We start from the raw sequence: 26,208 nt of genomic DNA, 5'->3' as shown, positions 1-26,208 counted from the left end.
AATAAATATGCCTTAATTTAGGCACTAAACCGTTTTACATAAATTTAGGCGTAAACTGATAGCGCGCGAACCTAGCCATACTTAATTGATTGCCGCCTCTTCTAATTTCTTATCTTCTAACAGCCTATTTAAAAGCAGTTCTAAATTTACGGTAGCAAAAGACGAGCTATAATCAGAAAGGCCGTAAGGAATAACCAGTTCGCCGTTATGAATGATGGATCCGCAAGAATATACAACGTTTGGCACATAACCTTCTCTTTCGTCGCCTGTAGGAATTATTAACGGCTCCTGTAGGTGACCAATTTCTTTGGTTGGATCTTCTAAATCTAGTAAACTTATGCCAATACAGTATCTCCGCATTGCGCCAACGCCATGTGTAACCAACAACCAGCCTTTTTCCGTTTCTAAGGGAGAACCGCAATTTCCTACTTGTACCAACTCCCACCAGTTTTTATGTTGATTTAAAAGAATGGGCTCTTTCCACACGTTAATCTTATCAGAAAACATCAAATAATTATTGTAACCATCTATCCTGCTCATCATTACATAATTTCCATTTATCTTTCTTGGAAAAAGCGCTAAATTTTTATTTTGGGCGCCATCGCCGTAAAGTGGAATTACCCTAAACTCATAAAAATCTTCTGTTCTTACCAATTTTGGGATGATGATAGAACCATCGTAAGCGGTATAGGTGGCGTAATAAACTACTGTGCCATCATCCTCTATAAACTTTACGAAGCGTGCATCTTCTATTCCCTTACGTTCAAATTCAGAAATGGGAAATATAACCCTATCTGATATATCCGTGTCTTTAGAAAAAGTAATGGTGTGATAAGTCTCCGATAACCAAAGAATTTTATTGTATTCCATTAGCTTGTCGGGGTTTTCTTTTTCCAAAGCTTTAGAATCTTTTATAATGCCGCTCAAAACGCTATACTCAAATCGATCATCCAATTTCTCTTCGATTTCATGCAATACAGACGGATTAATCTTAGCGTAGGTTGCTTTCTTAAAAAAAATCTTTTTGTTGTAAATGGCATTTTTAATTACGTCTGCCTCATCTACATAATTGCCAACTTGTAACACGGTAATGTTATTTTCGGCATCTAACATCGCACGGCGGAAAACAATAGAAGATATATGTCCCTCGCCAACAGCCCTAAAGCTAATAATGATGCGCTTTTCTCCCTCAACTAAATCGGTTTGGTCTGGATCTTCTATAATAGACGGATTGAAAAATGCAGCCGATTCAATGGAATATTCGTGTGTGAAATAAGCACCGATAAGCAATTTTTGATAGAGCGAAAGATCATCCATATTAATCTCCAACTTTGCAAACTGCTTTTTCAATTTGTTACAATGTCTACTTAAAATTTTGGTGATGTTTCTATGGCGTTTGCTATACTCTTGCAAAATGGGCGAAACGATTGCAAAAACCCTCTCGTCACTAAACGCAAGCACTTTGCTCATCACTTCTAAAGCCCTTTCCTCGCCGTTAAAAAAGAAACGAGCTATTACTCTTTTGCTATCTGGAAATATTTGGGTTGATTTTCTATTGATTTTTAACCTCATTTTTATGCTCTTATGTTTTATCGCAAGTAACTAAATTTTAATTTCATTTTAAAGTATAAGTAAAATTTACATAATTGTGTTTCTCCAAAATAGCGCCATTTTTATTTTTTGTTACCTTTATATGTACTATAACAAATTTCTAAAACCTGTATGCTAAACTACGCCGTTCCAACTAATATTATCCCAATAAACGATAAGAGGCGACTGAAAAAACTTTATCAATACGAAATTCTAGATACTCCACCAGAGCATGCTTTTGATACCATTGCCAGCCTAGCTGCGCAAATATTTGATGCACCAAGTGCTTTTGTAACTTTTGTTGATGAAGATCGTGTTTTTTTTAAAGCCAATATTAGCGGCTTAGAAGCAAGCGAAGTTGCTAGAGCGCACAGTTTTTGTTCTTTGGCCATTTTAGGAGACGCAACCACCGTATTTGCCGATACCCATGTTTACGAAGAGTTCATGGACAATCCATACGTAACTGCAAAAGGCGGAATCCGTTTTTACGCCGGATCGCCTATAAAAACCGCAGAAGGTTTTAAATTAGGCACTGTTTGCGTGGTAGACAGCGTACCTAGAGAGCCAAATGAAAAGCAACTTGAAATGTTGCAGAAACTTTCGCTCATCGTTATAGAAAAGCTAGAAACAAGACGCGCCACTAGAAAAACACTAAAAGCGTACGACGATAGGCTGCAGATGATGGTGCACGATCTAAAAAACCCAATGACCACCATTTCGCTTCAATCTGAATTATTAGGGCGCATTCCAGACATAAACGAAAAAGCAAAACTTATTGCGGGAAAAATATATCAGCAGAGTAAAAACATTATTGGCAACATAAACAATGTGTTAAGCTTGGCGAGAAATGAACACGGCGTAATTAAATTGATTAAAACCAAAGTACTACTTAAAGACATTTTCGAAAATTTAGCAGACAATTTTGATATCTCTCTGAAAAATAAAAATCAAACTTTAAGCCTCCCAGCAAACGATCTGACAGAAATTTTTGCGGATGAGGAAAAGCTGCAAGATATAATGGACAACCTTGTGGGCAACGCCATAAAATATTCAAACGAAAACACCAATATTAAGGTAATCTGTGCTGTTAATGACGGGCGTGTAACAATTACCATATCCGATGAAGGACTTGGGCTTTCTGAAGATGACCTAGGCAAGTTATTTGTAAAATTCGCCAAACTTAGCGCCCAGCCTACAGGCGGCGAGCGTTCTAGCGGATTAGGTTTATCTATTGTTAAATTGCTCGTTAACCTTCACAGAGGCAATGTTTGGGCGGTTAGTAAGGGTAAAAACAAAGGCACTACGTTTTTTGTAGAATTACCGGTTAAATAATATAAGCGTCTAATAGATGCGAAATTTCCATTTCGTCTAATACAAACCGTGTCGGTATTTCAGTCTGTTTTCGAGACCACTTTACCAGCCTTATTAGTCCAAGTTCAACTTCTATCCCCGTAATATCGCCATCGCTAAAGCAGCAACATCCACTGTTAAAATAACTCGGTTTAAATTTGCCAAACACCGGCGCTTTATCGCCCTTCCCCACCCTTTTTTCTATCGATTTGGTAAGCGTTTCCATCTGTTTAAATTCATGGGTTTCTTTTGCAAATTGCAGCTGCACATAAAGTTGCTCTAAGTGTGTAAGCGATGCAAAAACTGGTTGATGGGTATGGCCTGTAATTAACGCCAAATTTTTCTTCGTCGATGCCCAATTATACATCATTTGGTTGTGCTTGGTTTTCAATTGATCATCATACGCTGGCGTGTTTGGGTTAATGCGCAAGTAAGATTGTAGCGGTGCCCAAACATTACTCACAAACCATTTGCTAAACCAATTGCCATCACTTTGTAAATCGCCCTGATGCCCATGAGTTAAAAATATGTCTAGCTTTTCATTTTCAAAAGTAAACCTAAGTATCGCACCCTCATAAATAGAAACCGATTGACCGTAAATCCGCTTCAAGTTAAAACCTGCCAATGGATCATTGTCCCAATATAGATCATGGTTGCCAAAGATCTTAACAAATGCACCTCTGTCTAAAAAAATTTTTTCTAACTCAAAATTCTCGTGATTGTGCTTTATAACTGGCTCGAGCAAATTTTCCCAAAGCTCTTCGCTATCGCCTAAATTTATGTAAGTAAATTGTTGCTCGTTGTAATAAGTTAAAGCTGCAAGGTAATTTTCTTCAGCAAAGGCAAAATCGTCTGCATAATCTCTTGCACCTTTGTGCTGATCAGAAAGTATAACAAATTTATCGCCATTAGAAACGTCGAAAATAAGTCCTCGGTCGCCAGGCTTATCGTTAATTTTTTTATAAAGTTTGTCTAGCGAGTCGTAAATCCTACCCTCATCTGGATTAGAGCCATATTTGGCCGACATCCTGATGATCCAGTTGCTAAGTAAACGCTGTAAAAATTTCCGCATCAAAAAACAGCAAATGTTAATGTATTGGTTGCTGTTTTCAAATGTAGTAAAAATGAGGCTAAGACCGAGGTTGAGGCTAAGGTTGCGGTTGAGAAACTACAACCGAACGCGATCTCTCTAAATACTAAGAATTAGAACGTTTAAAATTAGAAAACGCAACGGCAGTACTAAAAACAAACAGCAGTCCCGTGTTGCGCTGTAGGCCAATTTTTTCTGATTGAAAAAATTGCCGCTGCCGCTACACCCGGGTTTAGGAAGTTGGGATACCAAAATCAATTAAAAAAATTTAATTTCGGTTCATGAGGACACGAACCGAAGAAAGGAGTTATCTTTTTTTTGACTAATTTTGTCTTGTAAAACAAAATAGTTTGTTCGAGTGGCAAGCCTAGGCAAAACAAGTTTAATATTTTCTATGAGCCAATTAAAACAAAAAACAGTATGAGACAAGTAACGATATATATCACAGATAATGAATACGGCCATTTTGTAGAATTGGCTAAAAACCTGCAATATGTTAAAAAAATTGAAACGGATGAAGCTCCTACAAAACAAGAGATAGTAAGCAACTTAAAGAAAGGCTTCGAGGAAATGACTTTGATTAAAAAAGGAAAATTAAAAACCACTTCTTTAAGCGATTTCTTAAATGAGTTATAAAATTGAACTTACCAACAACTTCAAAAAAGAAGCCAAAAAACTCATTAAAAAGTATGCTTCGCTCCGTGCAGAAATTGCAGAGCTGGGCAAAGAACTTGCCCCAAAATCCTACAATAGGCACTCCAATTGGCAATGATATGTATAAAATGCGTCTTGCCATTGCTTCCAAAAACAAAGGAAAATCTGGCGGTGCAAAGGTTATCTCTTTTATAAAAATTATTGATGAAACTGTTTTCTTGCTCTCCATCTACAACAAAGGTGATAGAGATAGTATTTCTGATAAGGAAATTGAAGAGTTGATGAAAGATTACTTGTAACAGGGGAATGAGTGAAATTAACGCTACTTATAAACTACTATACATACCTTATTTTTAACTAATGCTTCTCTAAATACAACCTGGTGTTTTCTCTTCCTCTGATAAGATAAGTTTCGCCATTTATAAGAAATCTTCCTTTTTTCTGCTCTTTGAAAACCAAAGTATCGCTTAACCCATAGTTATCTCTAAACATTTTAGAGCTAATCACTTCATTTTCCGTAAACTCAAGATATCCTAGAGATTTCCATATTGAAATTTTTATCAGTTTACCTTTATCGTAATCTTCCATTAAATCAACTAGATAACTTTTAGCTTCATACCTAATTATGCTATCTGTGTCGAGCACCACGATTTTGATACCATAGAATCTATAAAATGCAAGGTCGGTAAAAAAAACAAACAGCAGTCCCGTGTTTCGCTGCAGGCCAGTTTTTTCTTATTGAAAAAGTTGCCGCTGCCGCTGCACCCGGGTTTAAGAAGTTGAAGCGCTGTAATCTACCATAAAAAAACACGTTAACTATCTAAAAAATAGAAAATTAACGTGTTTATATGAAACAATCTATTTACCTAATTAATATCCATTTGCCAAGCTAACTTTCGTGAAATAACATACAGGATCTCGGCAATCAGACTAAAAACTAAGCATACGTTTCGGCGTCTTTGGTTGCCAGTTTGGTACTGCCCATTAAGTATTCATCAGCCTTTCTGGCTGCTTCCCTACCTTCAGAAATTGCCCAAACCACTAAAGATTGTCCTCGGCGAATATCGCCCGCGGCAAACACTTTTGCAATGTTGGTGCGGTACTCCTGTTCAGAAGCTTTTACATTTCCTCTTGCATCTAATTCAATGCCCATTTTTTCTAACAAGCCTTCTTTCTGAGGGTGCAAAAATCCCATCGCCAGTAAAACCAGCTCGCAAGGCAAATCTCTTTCTGAACCTGCAACTTCTTTAAAGCTTGTGGCTCTTCCGTTCGCATCTGTTTCCCACTCTACATCCACAACCCTTAAAGCTTTTAAATTTCCTTTATCATCTGCTATAAATTTTTTGGTATTTATAGACCATGATCGTGCCGCGCCTTCCTCATGCGAAGAAGTATTTTTCATCAACATGGGATAAGTTGGCCAAGGCATATTCGGCGTTCTAGCTTCTGGCGGCGTAGGCATGATCTCAAACTGCGTAACGGTTTTAGCACCATGCCTGTTCGAAGTTCCAATACAGTCAGAGCCGGTATCTCCACCGCCTATTACTATTACGTTTTTCCCCGTAGCCATAATATCCTCTACACCTACTTTTCTATCTGCAACTCTTTTATTCTGCTGTTTTAAGAAATCCATTGCATAGTGAACACCCTTAGCCTCACGACCTTCGATACCCAAATCTCTAGGAATGGTTGAGCCACCTGCAAGCACCACAGCGCTGTATTCTCTAAGTAACATACCAACCTCTACGTTCTCACCAACATTGGCATTGCATTTAAATACAACCCCTTCTTCCTCCATTAACTTAATGCGGCGATCTACCACATCTTTTTGAAGTTTAAAATCGGGAATACCATAACGTAACAAACCACCTGGTGCGTCATCTCTTTCAAAAACCACCACTTCGTGGCCGGCTTTATTCAATTGAGCTGCTGCGGCCATACCCGCAGGGCCAGAGCCGATTACAGCAACTTTTTTTCCAGTTCTAAGCACAGGTGCATTAGGTTTCATATATCCCTTTGCATAGGCAATTTCAATAATATGTTTCTCTATATCTTCTATCGCAACCGGAGAACGGTTAATGCCCAGTACACATGCAGACTCGCAAGGAGCTGGACAAATTCTTCCGGTAAACTCTGGAAAGTTATTGGTGCTCAATAATATATCTGCTGCCTTTTTCCACTCTCCCTTGTAAACTGCATCATTAAATTCTGGAATCACGTTTCCTAATGGACAACCAGATTGGCAAAAGGGCACTCCACAATCCATGCAGCGAGCCGCCTGCTTATTCAACTCGTCGCTTGGCAATTCCTCCAGAAACTCGCGGTAGTGCTTAACCCTATGTTTGGCGTCTTCTTTACTTGGGGCAACCCTATCGTATTCTTTAAATCCTGTAATCTTTCCCATTAATGTTGTGTTTTTACGATATTAGAACGTTTTTTCAAAACTGCTTTGTATTCTTTAGGGAATACTTTAACAAAATGTGCCGATTGGTTTTTCCAATCGCCTGCAATAAACTCAGCAACCTTACTTCCCGTAAGTCTAACGTGGGTGGTAAGCAATGCCAAAATTCGTTGCTCGTCTTCTTCTAACAGTGGATCTAAATCTACCATCTCTTTATTGCATCTCTTTTCGAAAGTGGAATTAGGATTGTACACCCAAGCAATTCCCCCGCTCATTCCGGCGGCAAAATTACTTCCAGTTTCACCCAACACCAACACTTCGCCACCAGTCATGTATTCGCAACCGTGGTCGCCCAAACCTTCAATTACAGCTGTTGCACCAGAATTTCTTACTGCAAAACGCTCTCCTGCTTGGCCACGAGCAAACAATTCGCCACTCGTTGCGCCATAAAGAGCAACATTTCCAATAATAATGTTCTGTTCTGGCACGTAAGTAACATCGGCAAAAGGAGAAATGGCAAGTCTTGCGCCAGACAATCCCTTGCCAACGTAATCATTGGCTTCGCCTTCTAACGATAAAGTTAAGCCTCTCGCTGCAAATGCACCAAAGCTCTGCCCTGCCGAACCCAAAAATTTAAAATTAATGGTATCTGGTGGTAAACCTGCGCCTTTATGTTTTTTAGAAATCTCGTTAGAGAGCATCGCTCCAACAGTTCTATCGGTATTTTTTATTTCAAAAGTCTCAAAAACTGGCTCTTTCGTTTCGATGGCTTGCTTTGCAATCTCCATCAACTTGCGGTCCAATACCTTTTCTAAGTTGTGGTCTTGTTCTTCAGTATTGTAATTTGGCAAACCATTGTCTTCTGGCTTATATAAAATGGCAGACAAATCCAGTTGCTTCAATTTCCAGTTATCTTCTTCAAGAGTTCTCATTTGCAAGGCATCTGCCTGACCGATCATTTCTATCACATTTCTAAAACCAAGCTCGGCCATAATCTCGCGAAGCTCTTCTGCCAAGAAATAGAATAGGTTAACCACGTGATCTGGGTCGCCGGTAAACATTTTGCGCAATTCTGGATCTTGCGTTGCAACACCAACGGGGCAAGTATTTAAATGGCATTTACGCATCATAATACATCCACTTGTTACAAGCGCAGCCGTTGCCACGCCCCATTCTTCTGCTCCCAACAGCGCAGCAATGGCTATGTCTCTACCCGTTTTTAACTGTCCATCGGTTTGCAATACCACACGATTCCTTAACTTATTTTTCATTAAGGTTTGATGTGCCTCTGCCAAGCCAAGTTCCCAAGGTAACCCTGCATGCTGAATAGATGTAATTGGCGATGCGCCAGTCCCACCATCAAATCCAGAGACCAAGATCACATCGGCATGTGCTTTCGCCACACCTGCCGCAATGGTGCCAACACCAGCCTTACTTACCAACTTTACATTGATCCTGGCCGCACGGTTTGCATTCTTTAAATCATAGATCAGCTGTGCTAAATCTTCAATAGAATAGATATCGTGATGTGGCGGCGGAGAAATTAAACCTACGCCTGGAGTGGCGTGACGAACTCTCGCAATCCAATCATCCACTTTGTGTCCGGGCAATTGTCCACCTTCTCCAGGTTTTGCACCTTGCGCCATTTTTATCTGAAGCTCATCCGCGTTCGTTAGGTAGTTACTGGTAACTCCAAAACGCCCCGAGGCAACCTGTTTAATGGCAGAACGCATACTGTCGCCATTTTCCATTTTCTCAAAGCGTATGTCGTCTTCGCCTCCCTCACCGGTATTGCTTTTACCGCCAATGCGGTTCATGGCAATGGCCAAGGTAGAGTGTGCCTCGTGAGAGATAGACCCGAACGACATGGCTCCAGTAGCGAAACGCTTTAATATTTGCGCTACAGGTTCCACCTCTTCTAAGGGAACAGATGGCCTACTGTAATTAAACTCAAACAAACCCCTAATGGTGTACGCCTGCTTGGTCTGTTCATTAATGAGTTTAGAATATTGTTTAAAAATTTGATAATCGTTTTTACGCGTAGCGTTTTGCAACAAGTGTATCGTTTGTGGATTGAACAAATGCTGTTCGCCCCTTCTACGCCATTTATAAGTTCCGCCTGTAGGTAAAAGGTGCGCTGGCTGCGTAGCCGGACCAAAACTTCTATGATGTTTCATCAAAGTTTCTTTCGCAATTTCATCAAGGCCTAATCCGCCGATGCGAGAAACAGCCCCTGTAAAATACCTATTAACCACTTGCGGATTTAAACCTAAAATTTCGAAAATCTGTGCGCCATGATAAGATTGCAAGGTAGAAATACCCATTTTAGAGAAAATCTTCAACAAGCCATTATTTACGGCATAGGTATAATTTTCAATGAGCTCTTTTTTGCTCAAGCCAGACTCTTCTTCAAAACCAACTACGGTTTCTAAAGCCAGATAAGGATTTATCGCGGTAGCACCAAAGCCAATTAAGGTTGCAAAATGGTGCACTTCCCATACATCGCCAGCTTCTACTACAATACCTACCGCTCCGCGATATCCTTTGCGGATAAGGTGGTGGTGAACCGCAGAAACCGCTAACAATGAAGGTATTGCAGCGTGCTCAGAATCGATTGCTCTATCTGAAAGTACAATTACCTGAAAACCATCTTCAACCGCGTCTACTGCGTATCTGCATAAACGGTCTATTGCTTTAGCCATCGAACCATCTTTGCCATTGGCCCTAAAATAGGTTTGTAACGTCTTCGCTTGGAAAACACCAGTATCTATACTTCTTAATTTCTCGAGCTCTACATTGGTTAAGATAGGATGTTTAATGCCCACACAATGACACTGCATCGGGTTTTCGGCCAATAAATTACCGTTGTTTCCCATAAAGCCAGCCAAACTCATTACCACTTTTTCTCTAATGGGATCTATTGGCGGATTGGTTACCTGAGCAAACAATTGCTTAAAATAAGAAGACAAATGTTGCGGCTGTTTAGACAAAATTGCTAAGGGAGTATCTGTACCCATAGAACCTAAGGGCTCTTTACCAGCAAAAGCCATTGGCTTTAAAATTACATCTACATCTTCGCGGCTAAAACCAAACACTTGCTGATATTTCAACACAGACTCTGGAGAAAGATTGGTAAACCCTAAACGAGGTTCTGGCAAATCCTCTAACCTGATTTGGTATTGATTGAGCCAATCTGCATAAGGGCGGGCACCACAAATTTCTTGTTTAATTTCGGTATCGCTGATAATGCGGCCCTGCTCCATATCTACCACGAACATTTTGCCCGGTGTTAATCTACCTTTTTCTATCACAGTGCTTTGATCCAAAGCTAAAGCGCCAGCTTCTGATGCCATAATTACGCGATCATCTGAAGTGATGGCATACCTAGAAGGTCTTAAACCGTTACGATCTAGCGTAGCACCAATCAGTTTTCCATCTGTAAACGCAACTGCCGCAGGGCCATCCCAAGGCTCCATTAAAGTAGCATGAAACTCGTAAAATGCTTTTTTCAAAGGATCCATGTCCTCATTTCCGTCCCATGCTTCTGGTATTAACATCATCAAAACCTGTGGTAAAGACCTACCTGCATGCACTAAAAGTTCGATAACATTGTCTAGGCAGCCGGAATCTGAATTGGTCTCATCTATTACCGGAAGGAGCATGTCAAGTTCTTCTGCCGTAAAATATTCTGAGGCAAAAGATTTAACGCCTGCCCTAAACCAATTTAAATTTCCTTGCAAAGTATTTATCTCGCCATTGTGTGCTATAAACCTAAAAGGCTGCGCCAAGGGCCAAGATGGGAAAGTATTTGTGGCAAAACGAGAATGGATCAAGCCAAAGGCAGAAACCATTCGTTTATCGTTTAGCTCTTTAAAATAGGTACGCACCTGCAAAGAGGTTAACTGACCTTTATATATAATGGTTTGAGCAGATAGGGAAACAATGTAAAAATCTTTTCCACCTGTAACCGTGTTTTGAATGGTTTTTAGCAGATAATTCTTAAAGATGTAAAGCTTACGTTCAAAATCTGCACCTTCGGCTATTGTGAAAGGACGCGCTATAAACAACTGCTCTATTTCTGGTTCTACCGATAGCGCTGTGTCGCCAATATCTGATGAATCCACTTCTACCTTTCTAAAACCTAAAACTTCTAATTCTAATTTATCGGCAGCGCGATAAATAAGTTCGCGACAGGCTTCTCTAGCTCTTAAATCTTTTGGCATAAACAGCATACCCACGCCATATTGATTATTTTGAGGTAAGCTAAAACCTGTTTTTAAGCATTCATCGTAAAAAAATTCATGCGGAATCTGCAACATAATACCAGCTCCATCTCCACTATTTACCTCTGCCCCGCTAGCGCCCCGGTGATCTAAGTTTTCTAAAATAGTAAGCGCATCTGATATGATTTGATGTGATTTTCGGCCTTTTACATGTGCCACAAACCCTATTCCGCAAGCATCATGTTCGAATTTTGCATCATATAACCCGTTGTTCAACTTCATTCTTGTCTTTTAATAGTTAGTGTAAAGGAGACACTAAGTTACAAAAAAAATACGACTTTTTTGAGAGTTGGCATTACTTTTTCGTATTTCTTATGTTTTATTAAATATAAATCGCTTTTGTTGCGGATTAAGAAATTTATGGTACGAATATTTACAGATATTTCATTCTACCTAAAATGGCTTTAAAGATGAACGAAGCAATTTACAGGTTTGTAAATTTTATTGCTTTACTAATCAAGAACATATAAATTTTAAACAAATTTTAGAGGGCTGTGTTTTGTAAACTAAGTAGTTTTGCTACCTTTGTGGCGGGCAAGTCTTTTACGACCAGCTCCCTTCGAACTCCCCCAGGGTGGGAACGCAGCAAGGGTAGAAGGTTGTAGCGGTGCGATAAGAGGTGCTTGCCCATTTTTTCACCCCCATAACCCCCTGAAGGGGGAATTAAAATTCTTCAGGGTTTCTACATTCAACCTAATTATCATTTTAAGAATTTAAAAACATGAAATTTTTTATTGACACAGCTAACCTCGACCAAATTAGAGAAGCACAAGACCTAGGCATTTTAGATGGCGTAACCACTAACCCCTCTTTAATGGCCAAAGAAGGCATTACCGGCGACGATAAAGTAAACAAACATTATAAAGACATTTGCGATATTGTAGATGCAAACGTAAGCGCAGAAGTTATTTCTATTACTTATGATGAAATGATCAAAGAAGGCGAAGCACTTGCCGCTTTGAATCCCAAAATTGTGGTAAAAATACCCATGATTAAAGATGGCGTAAAAGCAATCAAATATCTTTCATCAAAAGGGATTAGAGTTAACACCACCCTAATTTTTTCTGCCGGACAAGCACTTGTTGCTGCGAAAGCAGGAGCTTCTTACGTTTCGCCATTTTTAGGCCGTTTAGATGACATAGGTAGCGAGGGGTTGTTGTTGGTAGAAGACATTAGAACCATTTTCGATAATTATGGCTACGAATGTGAGATTTTGGCCGCCTCTATCCGCGGACCATTGCACATTATAGATTGTGCCAAAATCGGCGCAGACGTGGTTACCGCTCCGTTGAGTGCCATTTTAGGTTTGTTGAATCACCCACTTACCGATAAGGGTTTGGCAACTTTCTTAGCTGACCACAAAAAAGCTGGCGAAAGCGCCAAGAAATAATTTTTCTTTATACAGAATTTTTAAAGCCCGGGCAGATTGCTCGGGCTTTTTTGCTGGGCAACCACGCAGTATGGAATACTCAATAAATAAATCTTACTATGTTAATTTTGTAAACTATAATGAAACACAAAACGATTTAACAGTTGAAAAGTAGCTGCTGTTTTATTAAATTACCCAAAATTATTTCACTGATATTTTGAATTGTCTTTAATAACTAAATAAAAAATAACCGCTAACGCAAACCAGAATATGAAAAAATCAATTAGCCTTTTAACTATTACTCTAATTTTATGCACCGTCGCTGCTTTTTCTCAAACGAGCTTTAAGGACGTAAAAGCCGGGAACGTCTTCCATATAGATCTTCCCGAGTATATGGCGAAAACCAGGGGATTAAATAGTGATGCAGAACTACAGTTTAAAAACGCGGTGAAAGATGTTTATGGGATTGTTATCGAAGACACGAAAGAGAACCTCAAATTAGCCGAGCTAAACTTTGCTTCGATAAAAGAGTTTTACGAATTCAGCAACAAAAATTTCCTTAAAGATGCAGAGCAGAAGGAGATATCGAAACCAACGAGTAAAACGATTGGAGATATAAATTTTATAGCATTTGATGCAAGTTGTTACGATACCGAAGCGAAAACTAAAATTTATTACTTTACGGGTATCGTGGAAACAAAATCATGTTTTTACAAAGTACTTTGTTGGACAGCTTTGCAAAATAAGGACACGTTTAAGCCCGATTTTGAGAAAATATTGTATAGCCTTAAAGATTAAGAAAATTTAAGCCAAGGTAATGAAAGTACATACCACCAACTATTTCGATACTTTTATCGAAGTCGCTGAAGATACGAAGGCTGATTTTGGAAAAAAGCCACCAGTAAAAGCCAAGAAATCTATCGCAGAAATGCAGTACGAATTAATTGCCAATCAGCCTTATCAATACACTTCTGACGACGTCTTTTTTAAAGTTTATGCCGAGCGAAATGATATTACGGAAGCAGCACTCCGCAAGGCAAGAGTAGAATTCTTTGCAAAAGGCCAGCCTTGTTTTCGGGCTTCTCCTTTGCCAAAAACCTATGGTTTCGGTATTCACTGCAGTAGCGAAGGAAAAGTTGCCCTTCATGGGATGGAAACAGCACAATATCGAAAATTTTTAGCTGACGAAAAATCAAAAAAGTAAAAGCGATGAGCTCGGTAAAATCGGCAAAATAAGAGAACGCACATCGAACTAAAACGAAACGCATGTTAAAAAGAACCTCATTAATAATGCTTACAAGCTGTTTGTTATTTGCATGCCAACAAAAATCAAAGCAAACTGCAGCGGTAGAAAAAAAGGGTGTTTTTGATCTCCAAAATTTAGATTTCAAGGAGAACATTTCAAAAATCTATGCAAAACATCGCGCCGAACCTGCAAACGATGACGTATATTTCCCCAAAGAGGGAAAAATACCCGATAGCTTATTCAAATACAGGTTAAGCAATGTTATTACTGATGCATTTAAATTTAAAGTTCCAGAAAAGGAGTTGGGCTACCTTTACAAAAGTGCGGAAGTAGACAGTATTGCAAAGTTCTACACAAGTTATTTCAACTTGCTTTATACGCTTACCAATCTGGATAAAAAACCGATAGCCTATTATGCCGAAGCCCGGTTTGAAAATTCAAAAAAAAGAAAGCAATTTTTAGACTGGTTCAACAAAAAATACGGTAAACCAGTTTTTTCTTTTTTTCTTAGTTCAGAGTTTAACCAATGCTCTTACGAGTGGCAATTACCCAATCGAACCATCCAAATAGAAACTTCCTACGGCATAGAAATTTCAGCAACATCTAATAAGAAAAGTCAAAATACAACTTATTATCGTTTGGATATGCTCATCATAGATAGAAAACACAAACAAGAACTGTATCGGGCGCACTTGTTTAAGGTACCAGCCAAAATTATGTACCAAGGTAAACTACATAGCTATAAAGATTTACAATTCGAAAAAGAAATGAAGGTAGGCGATCAGTTTCTTTTAAATTCTACTAACAAAGCTTTTATAAATAATGATGCAGGTGAGTATAACATAGATAGGGCAAAGGATTCCGAATAAGTGACACAAGGGCAACCGGAGTTATTCCGTATAAAATCGTAGTACCTTGATTATGGAATTTAGTCAAATTTTCTTAAAATTGCACCTATGAAAAACACGTTTATTAAAGTTGCATCGATATGCATTTCGATTGCCTCCCTTACCTATCTCAGCTCATGTAAAAAAGGCTCAAAAAATGCTCCATCGAATGAAGAGATTCTTAACAATAAAATTGAGGAAGTAATTCCACAACAGTATTTAGACACACTAAAAAAACTGAACTTTACCCTGAACGAGGGAACAACGCCACCTAATATGGAAGGCGCTTATTTTGCAGATAATTTAACATTAAAAGCTAGTAATTGGGCTCCCGACACAGAAGGTGAGCACTTTCTTAGCTCCAAATTCAAGATTTTTAATCAGAGCACAAAAGATTTTGGCGTAAGTTTAATAGGCGAACATTTTCTAACGGCAAGAGATACAAGTATAGTTACCGCTATTTCTGGTTCGGGAAATAATTTTACCTTGTACGGAAAGGTAAAATCTACCACAGCTCCCTATTCAGCAATATTTGCGGTAATCATATCGGGAACAAAAGAAGGCAACGATATTAAAAATTATACGATAGGGCTTATCAATATTGATAATACCAATGGCGATTCCGGTACTTTTCTTCCACAAGGTAAGGCAAGAATAATTTACGATTCAGATTACACGTCTGAAGGTATTGATTACGATACAAAAGTTTCTTCCCTGCCTCCGAACGTGAAGGTTTTATCGAAAAGTGCGGGCGAAATTCAGATAGAAAACAATTAACAAAAAGGATAAAAAAAATCTAAAATTTCCCAATGAGCTTATAGGCTTGTTGGGAAATAATGGGCTTCAATTTTTAAAGCCTTTACAATACTGCTTGCGTATATTTAAATCGAATTTTTCTTCTAATCTAAATCGACTATAAAAAGTCTGCTCTGTGTGGGCTAAACACATCTATCAAAACTCCAGGCGCTCTACAAACAACGCCATGGGTTTTGTGTGGCGGGGCATAAAAACCGTCTCCTTTTACAAGGGTTTTTGTACAATCATCGATGGTTGTTTCAAAAACACCGCTTTCTACATAAGTAACCTGTGCGTGGTGGTGTTGATGTAAAACGCCGATTGCGCCTTCTTCAAATTTTACCTTAACCATCATAACTACATCGTTGTAGCCGTAAATTTGTCTTTTAATTCCGGTCCCCAAATCATCCCAATTGGTTTCGGCGACTACCTGGAATAAATCGCTCCCATTATTATAAGCTTAATTTTTGATTGGTTAACAATTGTAAGCAAACTTTTCTACCCCAAAAATTAAATAGTTCTTGGATTTATTGATGAAGTAGGTAGCATTTAAACTATTTTGCGATAAAATTTTTATAATAGAAAAAGCCCGAAGTGTTAAATCAAGCTTTTGCTATTTAAGTCAAAGTTGAGAACTTCTATTTTAAATCGGTAATTTTTACCAAATCCATATCTCCATAATCTTGGTTTTCGCCACCCATTCCCCAAATGAAGGAATAATTAGACGTACCACAACCTGCATGAATAGACCACGGCGGACTGATGACCGCCTGATGGTTGTGGATGGTAATGTGCCGAGTTTCTTGTGGCTCGCCCATAAAATGGAAAACGGTCTGATCTGCTGCAACATCGAAATAAAAGTAAGCTTCCATCCTTCTGTCGTGCACATGTGCGGGCATGGTGTTCCAAACACTTCCAGTTTCCAGCACCGTCAGACCCATTACCAATTGGCAACTTTGGATGCCATCGGCATAGATGTACTTATTGATGGTACGGTGGTTGGAAGTTCCTGCAGATCCCATCACCACAGGCCTAGCATCTTTTCCTTTCATCAGCGTGGTAGGATATTCTTTATGCGCTGGTGCAGACAAGATGTAAAATTGGGCAGGCTCTCCCGAATCTTTGGACGTAAAGCTGATTTCTTTGCTTCCCCTTCCAATATACAAGCAATCTTTTTTGTCAAGGTCGTAGGTTTTGCCATCCACGTTGATGCTTCCTGCACCTCCAACATTTATCGCGCCCAACTCTCTCCTCTCCAAAAAACATTCCGCTTTCAACATAGAAAAATTTTCTAGTTGTAAGGCCGCATTTGTAGGCTTCGCACCTCCAACAATTATCCTATCATAGTGGCTATACGTGAAATTAATCTCTCCAGAAGCCATTAAATCCTCAATAAGGAACTGCTCCCGCAGCTCTGCAGTGTCCATTCCCTTTACCTCTTTCTGACTGTTGTGATATCTCTTTTTCATTTTTTTAATCTTTTTAACTGTTCAATCCGTAATTATTCAACGACCCATCCATCCGCCATCTACCGTAATTATGGTTCCGTGTACGTAATCTGCCGCCTTCGATGCAAGAAAAACAGTAACGCCGCCAAAATCTTCTGGCGTGCCCCATCTTCCGGCTGGTATTCTAGCCAAGATGGCATTACTTCTTTCCTCATCGTTTCGCAAGGCCTCTGTATTGCTTGTTGCTATATAACCAGGAGCAACCGCATTTACGTTAACCCCTTTAGCTGCCCATTCGTTGGCAAACGCTTTTACTAAGCTACCAATGGCGCCCTTGCTAGCCGCGTATCCTGGCACGTTTATCCCACCCTGAAAAGTCAACAGAGAGGCGGTAAAGATAATTTTGCCCGAACCACGTTTAATCATTCCCCTTCCGATCTCTCTGGTGAGGATAAAAGGTGCATCTAGGTTTATAGACAACACATTATCCCAATAATCGTTTGAATGTTCTGCCGCAGGTGCGCGTTGTATCGTACCAGCGTTGTTTACCAAGATGTCTATTATAGGGTTTTCGGCTTTGACTTTCTCAATAAAGGTCTCTAGGGAATCTCTATCACTAAAATCACATTGGTAAGCCTTAAAATTTTTACCCAATTTTTGCACTTCAACCTCAGTTTCTCCTCCGCTCAATGGCATATTTGCAGAAACGCCGATGATATTAGCACCAGCAGCTGCCAAAGCAAGAGCCATGCCCTCCCCTATTCCCTTATTACACCCTGTTACCAAGGCTATCTTTCCTGTTAAATCAAATATGTTCATGTTTTATTTTTTTTCTCTGTGATGAAAACAAAAATAGCCAGTTAAAAACTGGTTATTGGACTTTGGTTTCAATTTTATGGTCTTTTATGGTGTAGACAGCCAAAAATAAAGTAAAAAAGCAACCTTGCTCGATATTTAAATCCTGATGAACACGTAATATTTTTTTAGCAAAAATACCTTCGACTTCGCCTATTCCACACAATTATCTAGCATGACCATTATTTTTTTTATCAAAGTTCTATCGTTATCGAAAAATTTCTTTTCAATCGTTAATAGCTTACAACCAGTGGAGTTTCTAGACCTCGGCTATAGTTGTCCAAATATTTTATCCAATCACTTTCTTGGTTGAAAAAACCACTTTTATTCCAAGCAGCACCTTGATAATAATTGAAGGTTTCATTTTTATCAATATTCTTCAACCCCAACAGATGGCCTGCTTCATCAACCAATTTAACCTGCTCCTCAGTTGGGAATATCACCGCGACTCCAATCATCCCGTTATCTGCTTTTCCCGCTGCCTTATCCCAATAACTCAAATAATGGTGTTTGTTGTCTGTTTTTTGGCTTCCATCTCCAGTATGTTTTGTCAAGCCAGTTGCAATAAGCAACTCCTTGCTTTTAAAATGATAATGATCTGTGATTTTGTTGAGGTTAGAGCCAGCATCTAAAGAGATGCGTTTGGTTTGGCTTACTTGCACTCCATTAACATCCCAAGCGTTATAATTTAGCTCAAAAGTAAAACGAATTGGCCCTTGGTCGACGATTTTGTAGCTGTCGTAGTTACGAGATAATATTAGTTTCCTATCGATAAAGGGGGCTGAATCTCCAGCGCCCAAAGTAATGCCCACGCTATACCCATCCATTCCTTCTCCATGATCTACGTGGTAGTCATTTTCTTTATACCATTTATTTAAAATGAGCTTCGAGGTTTTCTTAGACCAAACATCAATTCCCTTGGCGTTATCTGGTTGGCTTTCTAAAGCTGCACCATACATTCTAAAAGCAACCCGATTGTTCTCCCAAGCAAAGTCATCAAATCTTTCTGGCACCTGCCGGCCATAAACTTTTGCTTCGTATTTTTCTCTATTCCCTGATTTTACAGTAAAGAAAAGTTCCGTTCCTTCTTTAATATCTGTCTGAAAAATTAGGTGCTGCGGTTTTTTCAAACCGTTGTAGATTAGTTGCGATGGTATCTGTTTTCCAGTCAAGGTATTTATGACCACTAGATTACCCGTATCTAATTTCTTGTTGTGCTTTGTTGCAGTTTTCCAAGAAACTTCTACCGTCTCTGTCTCACGTTTAATTGGGAGGGTATTTTTAACGCTAATCAACAAACCTTCCGCTTGTTTTAACTCCATTCGGTAAATCTCGCTTCCTGCCAACAAAAAGGCACCGACCCCGTATACATCGGTATCCTCATAAGTTACATGTTGTGGATCCGCGCCAACGGCTTGCACAAAACCCAGTTTCCCGTCAGGATGCACCGATAAAACCAGAGCTGCCCACGATTTTTGAACACAGTTATGATAGTCTTTATAATTCAACAGACCGTTATTGATTCCCCAAGCCAAAGCATAAGTAAAAAACCCTGTCCCGCTAGTTTCTTTAACTGGGAAACTAGCGGGGTCTAACAAACTTGCATGCCAAGAACCGTCTTCTTGTTGTAGTGAGACAATTCTTTTCGCCATTTCCTTATACTGCTTCTCAAATTTTTTCCTATCGGGATGATTTTTGGGCATTACTTCTAAAACCCTAACCAACCCAGCCAGTACCCAACCGTTTCCCCTACTCCAAAAAACCTTGCTTCCGTTTTTTTCTTTCTTATCGAAATATCTGCTGTCCCGATAAAAAAGATGTTCTTTGGTGTCGTATAAATAGTCGCTTGTTTTCCACCATAGTTTCGATGCAATGTTCAGATATTTTATATCGCCTGTGGCTTTAAAAAGATAACCCAATGAGGGTGGCCCCATAAACAAGGCATCGCACCAAGCCCATTCTCTATTTTGGATTTGGTTTTCCCAAAGCAACGATTCGGTGTGTGGCAAAGCAGCAATGGTATCTGCCCTTTCTTTAAATTTGGCAATGTATATTGAATCATGGAACAAGGTATAAAGTTGCGAATAGGTTTGACCCACACAATAATCATCGGCAAGTAAATGCTGAGAACCGCAGCCCCATTTATTCTCCTCTCCAACTTTAACCAGTTCCTTATAATAAGAATCATCATTGGCAATTTTTGCCAAAGCCAGCATACCAGCATACATGGCACCGTTTGTCCAATCGGTTTTAGGCTTTCTCCAGCCATGTTCATGTAGGTCCTTCCACTGCCAATCGGCAGTTTTTTTCATAATATGGATAATGCTATCAGGCTGCAGAAGTTCTTGAGAGAAGCTCGTGTTGAAGGTGCCTACAAAACATAAGGTTAAGCTGAGTCTTAAAAAATTGCTTAGTTTTTTTTTCACTATAATCGGTTTTAAAGGTACACTCTCCAGGTTATTTAATTCCAACACGGAAATTTTTCTAATCTACTTTTTAATTGTGCCTTATACAAAAGTTTTGCTAAACTTTATTGCCATTTGCTAAGAAGCATTAAGTAATCTAGGATTTCTTACAAATGCAGAAATCCTGATGGTTTAATTACCTAATAAGTCTGCAAAACAAAATGTTTATTACATTTGTCTTTGAGCCAAATAGCTTGTTAAATTTAATGCCCTAATTATTGTTGCTTAACAAGAGTGAATAACGAATTTATCGATAGTGAGTATATCCAACAATTGATTGCAGGCGACGAGGCTGCTTTCACTATTGTTTATAATCTGTATGCTAAAAAAGTATATGGGGTGTCTTTTAAATTTTTAAAAGATAAGGCACAAAGTGAAGAAATTGTGCAGGAAGTGTTTATTAAACTTTGGCTGAATGTTGAAAAGCTTGATGTAGAGGGTAATTTGTGGCTGTATTTATTTGTAATCACTAAGCGATTATCAATTAATGCTTTAAGGCAAATATCTAAGTCGAAAGAGTTTGCAGAAAAATTGGTTCTAGAAGTTACAGAAATTCATAACACAACAGAGGAAAATGTGCTTTTGCATGATCTTGAGCGATGTACCGACAATGTAATAGCAACTTTGCCAAGGCAGCAGAAACTGGCTTATACGCTAAGCCGTAAGCAAGGGTTATCTCATAAAGAAATTGCCGAGCAGTTGCACATTTCTCCGTATACCGTAAACAACCACATTGTTGAAGCCTTAAAAACTATAAAAATTCAATTAAGGCATTTTGGTTTTATTTACCTTCTCCTGTTTTTTATCCGTTTTTAAACCGTTTCCTTTTCATAATAGTGTTAGAATTTTAACGTGCTATCTTTTGCGCTATAAAAAAGCGCCACCTTCTCTCCCGAAGAATAATTTTGGGCCCTGTAAAAAAAAATATTTTTTTTACAGGTACAACTAGTTGTACCCCTCCCTTTCTGGTGTTCTACTATTAAATTACCGATCCTACAGGTGGTTTATAAACCGATATAAAAATGAATGAGCTAAAGCTTCGACGCTTGTTGCACCAATATTTAAACAATAATATAGGTCGTGAGGACTGTATTGAGTTGTTGAATTACCTCAAAGATGCAGATGACGACAAGATAGATGAACTTATAGATGTCAGCTCGTTTGATTTGGATGAAGGCCAAGAATTTGGCAAAAAACAATCAATGGATCTGTTAAGCAGGATAAAATCTGACCCCCGTTTTGAACACGCGCCGATGGTAAAGGCCATTCCGTTACCAACTGTTCGTAAATTCTATCAACGCAAATGGATCAAAGTTGCAGCAGCTGCAATTGTACTCTTAACAACAGGGCTGCTTTTCTTTCAGCACGAAAGATATTTTACTCATAAAAGTGATACTTCAAAGGCAAATAACAATAAAGTTGTTGCCATTCTTCCCGGTGGCAAAAAGGCAACTCTTACCATGACCAATGGACAGTCGATAGCGCTTAACAATGTCGCCAATGGCATTTTGGCTAAAACCAATGCAGGCAATGTTGTTAAAACCAATACAGGCGAAATTGTTTACAAAAACGCCAGCAACCCCACAACAATGGCAGGCTTAGTTTATAATACACTTTCTACACCTAAAGGAGGCGAATATCAGGTTGTTTTGCCAGACGGCACTAAAGTTTGGCTAAATTCCGCTTCGTCCATTACCTATCCAACGGCTTTTAACAATAAAGAACGCCGCGTAAAGCTCATTGGAGAGGCTTATTTTGAAGTGGCTAAAAATAAAAAATTGCCATTCTATGTAAACGTTAACAACGCACAGATACGAGTGCTGGGCACGCATTTTAACATTGCTGCATATAGTGATGATGAAGAGATGACAACCACCCTGTTAGAAGGTTCGGTTCAGTTAACAAAAAACGATACGCATTCAATGCTCAAGCCTGGCCAAAAGGCCGTTATAAATAACAATACCGATAACATAGTTGTTTCGCAGGCAAATATTGAGGATGCCGTGGCTTGGAAAAACGGTTATTTCGTTTTTGATAACAACGATATTAATGGGGTAATGAAAAAAATATCACGTTGGTATGATGTAACCGTAGATTACCGTGCAGATTTAAGCGATCAAAAATTTGGTGGGACATTTTACCGTTCAAAAAGCATAGTGGAGCTACTCCAATATCTAGAAAAAATTGGAAAAATAAAATTTACAATTGAAGGAAGGAGGATAATTGTTATGAAGTGACCCATATATCCTTAGTAAACAATTATCTGGCAAAAATAACCAGGAGCGCGCCAACGCCCCTGGCCTGTAGCCTAGGCTAAAGTCAGATTATAAAAATAATTGCAGCTTAACACAATTAATCAATCTAACAATCAAATGTATAAAATTTTAACTCATTCCAAATGCAGTACGAAACCCTACTGCATTCAAAAAACATTGCTCGTCATGAAATTAACCTTTTTTCTGCTGACTGCAACTTTTCTACATGTCTCAGCGGCGACATACGCACAGAAAGTTACGCTAAAGGTTAAGAATGCCACCATAAAGGAAGTTTTTGAAGAAATCCAGACCCAAACAAGCTATGACTTTCTATATAATGCAGACGATCTAAAAACATCAAAACTCATTACGTTGGATGTTAAAAATACTGATTTAAGAGACGCGCTTGTAGATTGTTTCAAAAATCAGCCCTTGTCCTTCAGTATAGAAAATACCACCATTTTAATTACCAAAAAGCCAGTTAACGTGAATAATAAACTGCTTAAAAAAACCATTACTGGTTTGGTTACTGATGAGACAGGCGCACCGTTTTTGGGCGCAACTGTTCGCGAAAAAGGCACAAAAAATGCGGTTAGTACAGATGGAAAAGGTAGATACACGATTTCGGTTGCCGATAATGGAGCGGTATTGACCTTTAGTTTCCTAGGTTATGCAGACCAGGACGTTCCTGTAACAGGCAATGCTAATGTAGATATTCAACTAAAACCATCAAACAACCAGCTTAATGAAGTTGTAGTAGTTGGATATGGTACGCAAAACAGAGCAAATATAAATGGTGCTGTAAATACAGTTGGAGCTAAGGATATAGGTTCAAAACCTGTACTAAACACATTTCAGGCGTTGCAGGGCGAATCTCCAAACTTAATTATCCAGCAAAACTCACTTGATCCTGGTGCTACCCCTACAGTAAACATTAGGGGTGTAGGTACAATAGGAAATAATGACCCTTTAGTTGTAATTGATGGAATTGTAACCCAAGGCACAGGAAGTTTGAATACGTTAAACCCTAACGATATTGAAACCGCAACCATACTTAAAGATGCTGGTTCAGCAGCTATTTATGGTTCCAGGGCAGCCAATGGTGTGATATTGATTACAACCAAAAGTGGAAAGTTAAATCAAAAAGCTGCCGTTACCTATAACGGAAGTTATGGTTTACAAGTTCCAGATGTAATGGTTCATAAAATAGATGCGTTTGAAAATGCTTATGATAAGAACGTGGCTTTGGTTAATTCGGGTCTTGCGCCAGCCTATTCGCCAGAGCAAATACAGGAATTGCAAAATGAAGGCCGAGGTACCTGGGATTTAAATCACCTAGTTTATAATGCGCCTTTGCAATCGCATAGCGTAAATGTTAGCGGCGGCAGCGAAAAGAGTTCTTACTTTATATCGGGTGGTTATCAGAATCAGATGAACAGCTTTATCGGAACCGGCGGTTCGGGTAGTAAATACGGTTATCAGAAATACAATTTGCGATTAAACCAAACCACAATTGTAGGGAAGTTTAAATTTAATGCGATACTTAACTATACCAAAAGCCGCAATAAAACTTCGGCGGCCAGTCAAGGTTTTAGCATAGCTGATGCAAACCGTGTACCATCCAATTATAATTTTCAAGATGCGGATGGAAATTATTTGACCAATCCAGTATCATCACAACAAAACGTGCTCGGCCTATTAACAGAGGGAGGTTTTAACCAAAGTGATAATGATGAGATATTTGGCAACTTGAACGGCACTTATTCAATTACTAAAGACCTAAAGTTAACCGGTGTTTTTGGTGGTACGCTGAGCAACAATGGCAGCTTCTATCAAGATAAGCGCGTAGATTTCTTACCAGCTGGCACATCAGCCAATAATGACCTTACAGTTAATGACGGTAATTTTAAAAGCAACCTGTTTAACACACAGCTATATTTAGGTTACGATAAAGTTTTTGGTAAACATTCAATTAGCGGTACACTTGGTATTTCTAGCGAAAGCTACAGCGGTAGAGGATTTAGCCTATCTAAAAGCCTTACCGACCCAGAATTGGGTACACCTACAACCGGCACTACTTTAAGCCCTACCGGCTCAAACAATAGCGTTGGAATTGATGCAAACAGTTTACTTTCGGTATTTGGCCGCGTAAATTATGATTATGCAAGCAAATACTTCTTGGATTTTGTATTTCGCGAAGATGCCTCATCTAAGTTTGCACCAGGCAAAAGGGCTAGCTTTTTTCCTTCGGTAACGGCTGGTTGGATGCTTACAAATGAAGACTTTATGAAACCGCTTAGCAACACGCTCAACAAACTTAAGCTTCGTGCGTCTTACGGGGTATTGGGCAATCAAAATGTAAATAGCTTTCAATATCAAACCACCTACTTTAACTACACAGCAGCTTATGGTTTTAACAACACCTTAGTAGGCGGTGCAGGAACCACACAAGCCAATCCTGACCTAACTTGGGAAAGTGCTTCTACCTTAAACGGAGGTGTTGACTTTAGCTTGTTTGACAACAAGCTTACGGGCTCATTTGACTACTTTAACAAGGTAACGCGCAATATTTTACAAGCTCCAAAGGATGTACCTTCGATATTTGGCGCGGGACTTGCCGATGCAAACGTCGCCAAAGTTAGGGATGCGGGCTGGGAAGCACAATTGAACTATACTTTAAGAGGCAAAAATGTAACACAAAGCTTCGGGATTAACATTGCAGACAACCAAAACACCTTGTTAAAATTAACAAACACAGCAACGGAGCAGATTAACCAACCAGATGTTTATGGGCTGATAAGAAAAGTAGGCCAGCCAATTACAGAATACTACGGTTATGAAACAAATGGCTTATATCAAAGCCAGGCAGATATAGATGCCTCGCCTAAAATTGCAGGCATTGCCGTAAGCCCAGGCGACTTAAAGTTTAAGGATTTGAACAATGACGGAGTTATCGATGCAAAAGATAAAACCGAATTGGGCAACCCTTTTCCGCGGTACACCTTTGGGTTTACCTACAGAATAGCTGTGGGAGGTTTTGACGCAACGATATTTATACAGGGCGTTGGAAAAAGAGATGAGTTTTTGAGAGGTGAGTTGGTTGAACCTTTTCAGGGAGGATATGGTGCTACACTTTATGATCACCAAACAGATTTTTGGACGCCTGAAAACACAAATGCTATATATCCTAGATTGGCAACCTCTGGCCCTTCGAATGTTAATAACTGGCAAACTGGATCAGACCTGTTTAAATACAATGCTGCCTATGCCAGGTTAAAAAACGTAAACATAGGTTATTCTTTATCGAATAATACGTTGACTAAACTAGGTATAGGTAAAGCGAGGATTTCTCTAATTGGGCAAAACCTTGCTACACTTACCAAGTTGAAATTTGCTGACCCGGAAACATCAGAATTTGGAAGCAATGTGTCGGTAGGCTCAAGTTCAAATAGCCCACGTAGTTACTTGCTATCAGCATATTACGGCTTGGGATTAGATTTAACATTTTAATAAAAACATT

Annotated in this window: 21 protein-coding genes and 1 other RNA gene; 13 read left to right on the top strand and 9 right to left on the bottom strand. The window is 39.1% G+C overall.

Annotation, left to right across the window (positions count from 1 at the left end; translation table 11 throughout):
* Positions 1-81 precede the first annotated feature (81 nt).
* Positions 82-1,572, bottom strand: a complete 1,491-nt coding sequence (locus ABIB40_RS10560) for a glycoside hydrolase family 130 protein (protein WP_354358779.1) — start codon at positions 1,570-1,572, stop codon at positions 82-84.
* A gap of 150 nt (positions 1,573-1,722) precedes the next feature.
* On the opposite strand from ABIB40_RS10560, the gene ABIB40_RS10555 reads away from it, so the two are divergent.
* Positions 1,723-2,922: a GAF domain-containing sensor histidine kinase gene (locus tag ABIB40_RS10555; RefSeq protein WP_354358777.1), complete on the top strand. Its 1,200-nt coding sequence runs from the start codon at positions 1,723-1,725 to the stop codon at positions 2,920-2,922.
* On the opposite strand, the gene ABIB40_RS10550 is transcribed toward ABIB40_RS10555, so the two are convergent.
* Positions 2,915-4,012, bottom strand: a complete 1,098-nt coding sequence (locus tag ABIB40_RS10550) for a metallophosphoesterase (protein ID WP_354358775.1) — start codon at positions 4,010-4,012, stop codon at positions 2,915-2,917. The genes ABIB40_RS10555 and ABIB40_RS10550 overlap by 8 nt on opposite strands.
* Before the next feature lie 438 nt (positions 4,013-4,450).
* On the opposite strand from ABIB40_RS10550, the gene ABIB40_RS10545 reads away from it, so the two are divergent.
* The 3 genes from ABIB40_RS10545 to ABIB40_RS10535 are packed head-to-tail and all read left to right on the top strand — an operon-like array spanning position 4,451 to position 4,983.
* Entirely contained in the window at positions 4,451-4,666 is a 216-nt protein-coding gene (locus tag ABIB40_RS10545; protein ID WP_354358773.1) for a hypothetical protein, read from the top strand.
* Entirely contained in the window at positions 4,656-4,802 is a 147-nt protein-coding gene (locus ABIB40_RS10540) for a hypothetical protein (RefSeq protein ID WP_354358771.1), read from the top strand. Before ABIB40_RS10545 ends, ABIB40_RS10540 begins: the two co-directional genes overlap by 11 nt.
* A gap of 1 nt (position 4,803) precedes the next feature.
* Positions 4,804-4,983, top strand: coding sequence for a type II toxin-antitoxin system RelE/ParE family toxin (locus ABIB40_RS10535; protein WP_354358769.1), 180 nt, complete (start codon positions 4,804-4,806; stop codon positions 4,981-4,983).
* A 58-nt stretch (positions 4,984-5,041) separates the two neighbouring features.
* On the opposite strand, the gene ABIB40_RS10530 is transcribed toward ABIB40_RS10535, so the two are convergent.
* The 3 genes from ABIB40_RS10530 to gltB all read right to left on the bottom strand — a co-directional run bounded on the left by ABIB40_RS10530 (position 5,042) and on the right by gltB (position 11,590).
* Positions 5,042-5,332 (bottom strand): hypothetical protein, encoded by a 291-nt coding sequence (locus tag ABIB40_RS10530; RefSeq protein ID WP_354358767.1) that lies wholly within the window; start codon positions 5,330-5,332, stop codon positions 5,042-5,044.
* Positions 5,333-5,621: 289 nt separating this feature from the next.
* The gene (locus tag ABIB40_RS10525) at positions 5,622-7,088 is read right to left on the bottom strand and encodes a glutamate synthase subunit beta (protein ID WP_354358765.1); all 1,467 of its coding nucleotides are present in this window, start codon (positions 7,086-7,088) and stop codon (positions 5,622-5,624) included.
* The gene (gltB, locus tag ABIB40_RS10520) at positions 7,088-11,590 is read right to left on the bottom strand and encodes a glutamate synthase large subunit (protein ID WP_354358763.1); all 4,503 of its coding nucleotides are present in this window, start codon (positions 11,588-11,590) and stop codon (positions 7,088-7,090) included. Before gltB ends, ABIB40_RS10525 begins: the two co-directional genes overlap by 1 nt.
* A gap of 310 nt (positions 11,591-11,900) precedes the next feature.
* Here gltB and ffs point away from each other — a divergent pair.
* The 6 genes from ffs to ABIB40_RS10490 all read left to right on the top strand — a co-directional run bounded on the left by ffs (position 11,901) and on the right by ABIB40_RS10490 (position 15,647).
* Positions 11,901-12,000: signal recognition particle sRNA small type (gene ffs, locus ABIB40_RS10515), an RNA gene on the top strand.
* An 89-nt stretch (positions 12,001-12,089) separates the two neighbouring features.
* Positions 12,090-12,758, top strand: a complete 669-nt coding sequence (gene fsa / locus ABIB40_RS10510; RefSeq protein WP_354358761.1) for a fructose-6-phosphate aldolase — start codon at positions 12,090-12,092, stop codon at positions 12,756-12,758.
* 249 nt (positions 12,759-13,007) lie between these two features.
* Positions 13,008-13,535 (top strand): hypothetical protein, encoded by a 528-nt coding sequence (locus tag ABIB40_RS10505; RefSeq protein WP_354358759.1) that lies wholly within the window; start codon positions 13,008-13,010, stop codon positions 13,533-13,535.
* 19 nt (positions 13,536-13,554) lie between these two features.
* Positions 13,555-13,941: a DUF6157 family protein gene (locus tag ABIB40_RS10500; protein WP_354358757.1), complete on the top strand. Its 387-nt coding sequence runs from the start codon at positions 13,555-13,557 to the stop codon at positions 13,939-13,941.
* A gap of 62 nt (positions 13,942-14,003) precedes the next feature.
* Positions 14,004-14,852: a hypothetical protein gene (locus tag ABIB40_RS10495; RefSeq protein WP_354358755.1), complete on the top strand. Its 849-nt coding sequence runs from the start codon at positions 14,004-14,006 to the stop codon at positions 14,850-14,852.
* 87 nt (positions 14,853-14,939) lie between these two features.
* Positions 14,940-15,647: a type 1 periplasmic-binding domain-containing protein gene (locus ABIB40_RS10490; protein ID WP_354358753.1), complete on the top strand. Its 708-nt coding sequence runs from the start codon at positions 14,940-14,942 to the stop codon at positions 15,645-15,647.
* A gap of 136 nt (positions 15,648-15,783) precedes the next feature.
* Here ABIB40_RS10490 and ABIB40_RS10485 read toward each other — a convergent pair whose 3' ends face one another.
* From ABIB40_RS10485 to ABIB40_RS10470, 4 genes are all read right to left on the bottom strand, one after another.
* Positions 15,784-16,068: a cupin domain-containing protein gene (locus ABIB40_RS10485; protein WP_354358751.1), complete on the bottom strand. Its 285-nt coding sequence runs from the start codon at positions 16,066-16,068 to the stop codon at positions 15,784-15,786.
* A 235-nt stretch (positions 16,069-16,303) separates the two neighbouring features.
* Positions 16,304-17,134 (bottom strand): 5-dehydro-4-deoxy-D-glucuronate isomerase, encoded by an 831-nt coding sequence (gene kduI / locus ABIB40_RS10480; protein ID WP_354358749.1) that lies wholly within the window; start codon positions 17,132-17,134, stop codon positions 16,304-16,306.
* A gap of 36 nt (positions 17,135-17,170) precedes the next feature.
* On the bottom strand, positions 17,171-17,932 hold the full coding sequence (locus tag ABIB40_RS10475) for an SDR family oxidoreductase (RefSeq protein WP_354358747.1): 762 nt from the start codon (positions 17,930-17,932) through the stop codon (positions 17,171-17,173).
* 269 nt (positions 17,933-18,201) lie between these two features.
* The gene (locus tag ABIB40_RS10470) at positions 18,202-20,394 is read right to left on the bottom strand and encodes a BT3233 family polysaccharide utilization protein (RefSeq protein WP_354358745.1); all 2,193 of its coding nucleotides are present in this window, start codon (positions 20,392-20,394) and stop codon (positions 18,202-18,204) included.
* A gap of 273 nt (positions 20,395-20,667) precedes the next feature.
* On the opposite strand from ABIB40_RS10470, the gene ABIB40_RS10465 reads away from it, so the two are divergent.
* The 3 genes from ABIB40_RS10465 to ABIB40_RS10455 all read left to right on the top strand — a co-directional run bounded on the left by ABIB40_RS10465 (position 20,668) and on the right by ABIB40_RS10455 (position 26,198).
* Entirely contained in the window at positions 20,668-21,249 is a 582-nt protein-coding gene (locus ABIB40_RS10465; protein ID WP_354358743.1) for an RNA polymerase sigma factor, read from the top strand.
* A gap of 206 nt (positions 21,250-21,455) precedes the next feature.
* Positions 21,456-22,670, top strand: coding sequence for a FecR family protein (locus ABIB40_RS10460; RefSeq protein WP_354358741.1), 1,215 nt, complete (start codon positions 21,456-21,458; stop codon positions 22,668-22,670).
* A 204-nt stretch (positions 22,671-22,874) separates the two neighbouring features.
* Positions 22,875-26,198, top strand: a complete 3,324-nt coding sequence (locus ABIB40_RS10455) for a TonB-dependent receptor (RefSeq protein ID WP_354358739.1) — start codon at positions 22,875-22,877, stop codon at positions 26,196-26,198.
* The last annotated feature ends 10 nt before the right edge of the window (positions 26,199-26,208 follow it).

The sequence above is a fragment of the Pedobacter sp. UYP30 genome (assembly GCF_040547165.1).
In the GTDB taxonomy this organism is placed as follows: domain Bacteria; phylum Bacteroidota; class Bacteroidia; order Sphingobacteriales; family Sphingobacteriaceae; genus Pedobacter.
This window is presented reverse-complemented; position numbering and strand designations above follow the sequence as displayed.

Coding starts and splice junctions, on each gene's coding strand:
- ABIB40_RS10560 (WP_354358779.1), bottom strand. CDS start 1,572: ATGAGGTTAAAAATCAATAGAAAATCAACCCAAATATTTCCAGATAGC.
- ABIB40_RS10555 (WP_354358777.1), top strand. CDS start 1,723: ATGCTAAACTACGCCGTTCCAACTAATATTATCCCAATAAACGATAAG.
- ABIB40_RS10550 (WP_354358775.1), bottom strand. CDS start 4,012: ATGCGGAAATTTTTACAGCGTTTACTTAGCAACTGGATCATCAGGATG.
- ABIB40_RS10545 (WP_354358773.1), top strand. CDS start 4,451: ATGAGACAAGTAACGATATATATCACAGATAATGAATACGGCCATTTT.
- ABIB40_RS10540 (WP_354358771.1), top strand. CDS start 4,656: ATGAGTTATAAAATTGAACTTACCAACAACTTCAAAAAAGAAGCCAAA.
- ABIB40_RS10535 (WP_354358769.1), top strand. CDS start 4,804: ATGTATAAAATGCGTCTTGCCATTGCTTCCAAAAACAAAGGAAAATCT.
- ABIB40_RS10525 (WP_354358765.1), bottom strand. CDS start 7,088: ATGGGAAAGATTACAGGATTTAAAGAATACGATAGGGTTGCCCCAAGT.
- gltB (WP_354358763.1), bottom strand. CDS start 11,590: ATGAAGTTGAACAACGGGTTATATGATGCAAAATTCGAACATGATGCT.
- fsa (WP_354358761.1), top strand. CDS start 12,090: ATGAAATTTTTTATTGACACAGCTAACCTCGACCAAATTAGAGAAGCA.
- ABIB40_RS10505 (WP_354358759.1), top strand. CDS start 13,008: ATGAAAAAATCAATTAGCCTTTTAACTATTACTCTAATTTTATGCACC.
- ABIB40_RS10500 (WP_354358757.1), top strand. CDS start 13,555: ATGAAAGTACATACCACCAACTATTTCGATACTTTTATCGAAGTCGCT.
- ABIB40_RS10495 (WP_354358755.1), top strand. CDS start 14,004: ATGTTAAAAAGAACCTCATTAATAATGCTTACAAGCTGTTTGTTATTT.
- ABIB40_RS10490 (WP_354358753.1), top strand. CDS start 14,940: ATGAAAAACACGTTTATTAAAGTTGCATCGATATGCATTTCGATTGCC.
- kduI (WP_354358749.1), bottom strand. CDS start 17,134: ATGAAAAAGAGATATCACAACAGTCAGAAAGAGGTAAAGGGAATGGAC.
- ABIB40_RS10475 (WP_354358747.1), bottom strand. CDS start 17,932: ATGAACATATTTGATTTAACAGGAAAGATAGCCTTGGTAACAGGGTGT.
- ABIB40_RS10460 (WP_354358741.1), top strand. CDS start 21,456: ATGAATGAGCTAAAGCTTCGACGCTTGTTGCACCAATATTTAAACAAT.
- ABIB40_RS10455 (WP_354358739.1), top strand. CDS start 22,875: ATGAAATTAACCTTTTTTCTGCTGACTGCAACTTTTCTACATGTCTCA.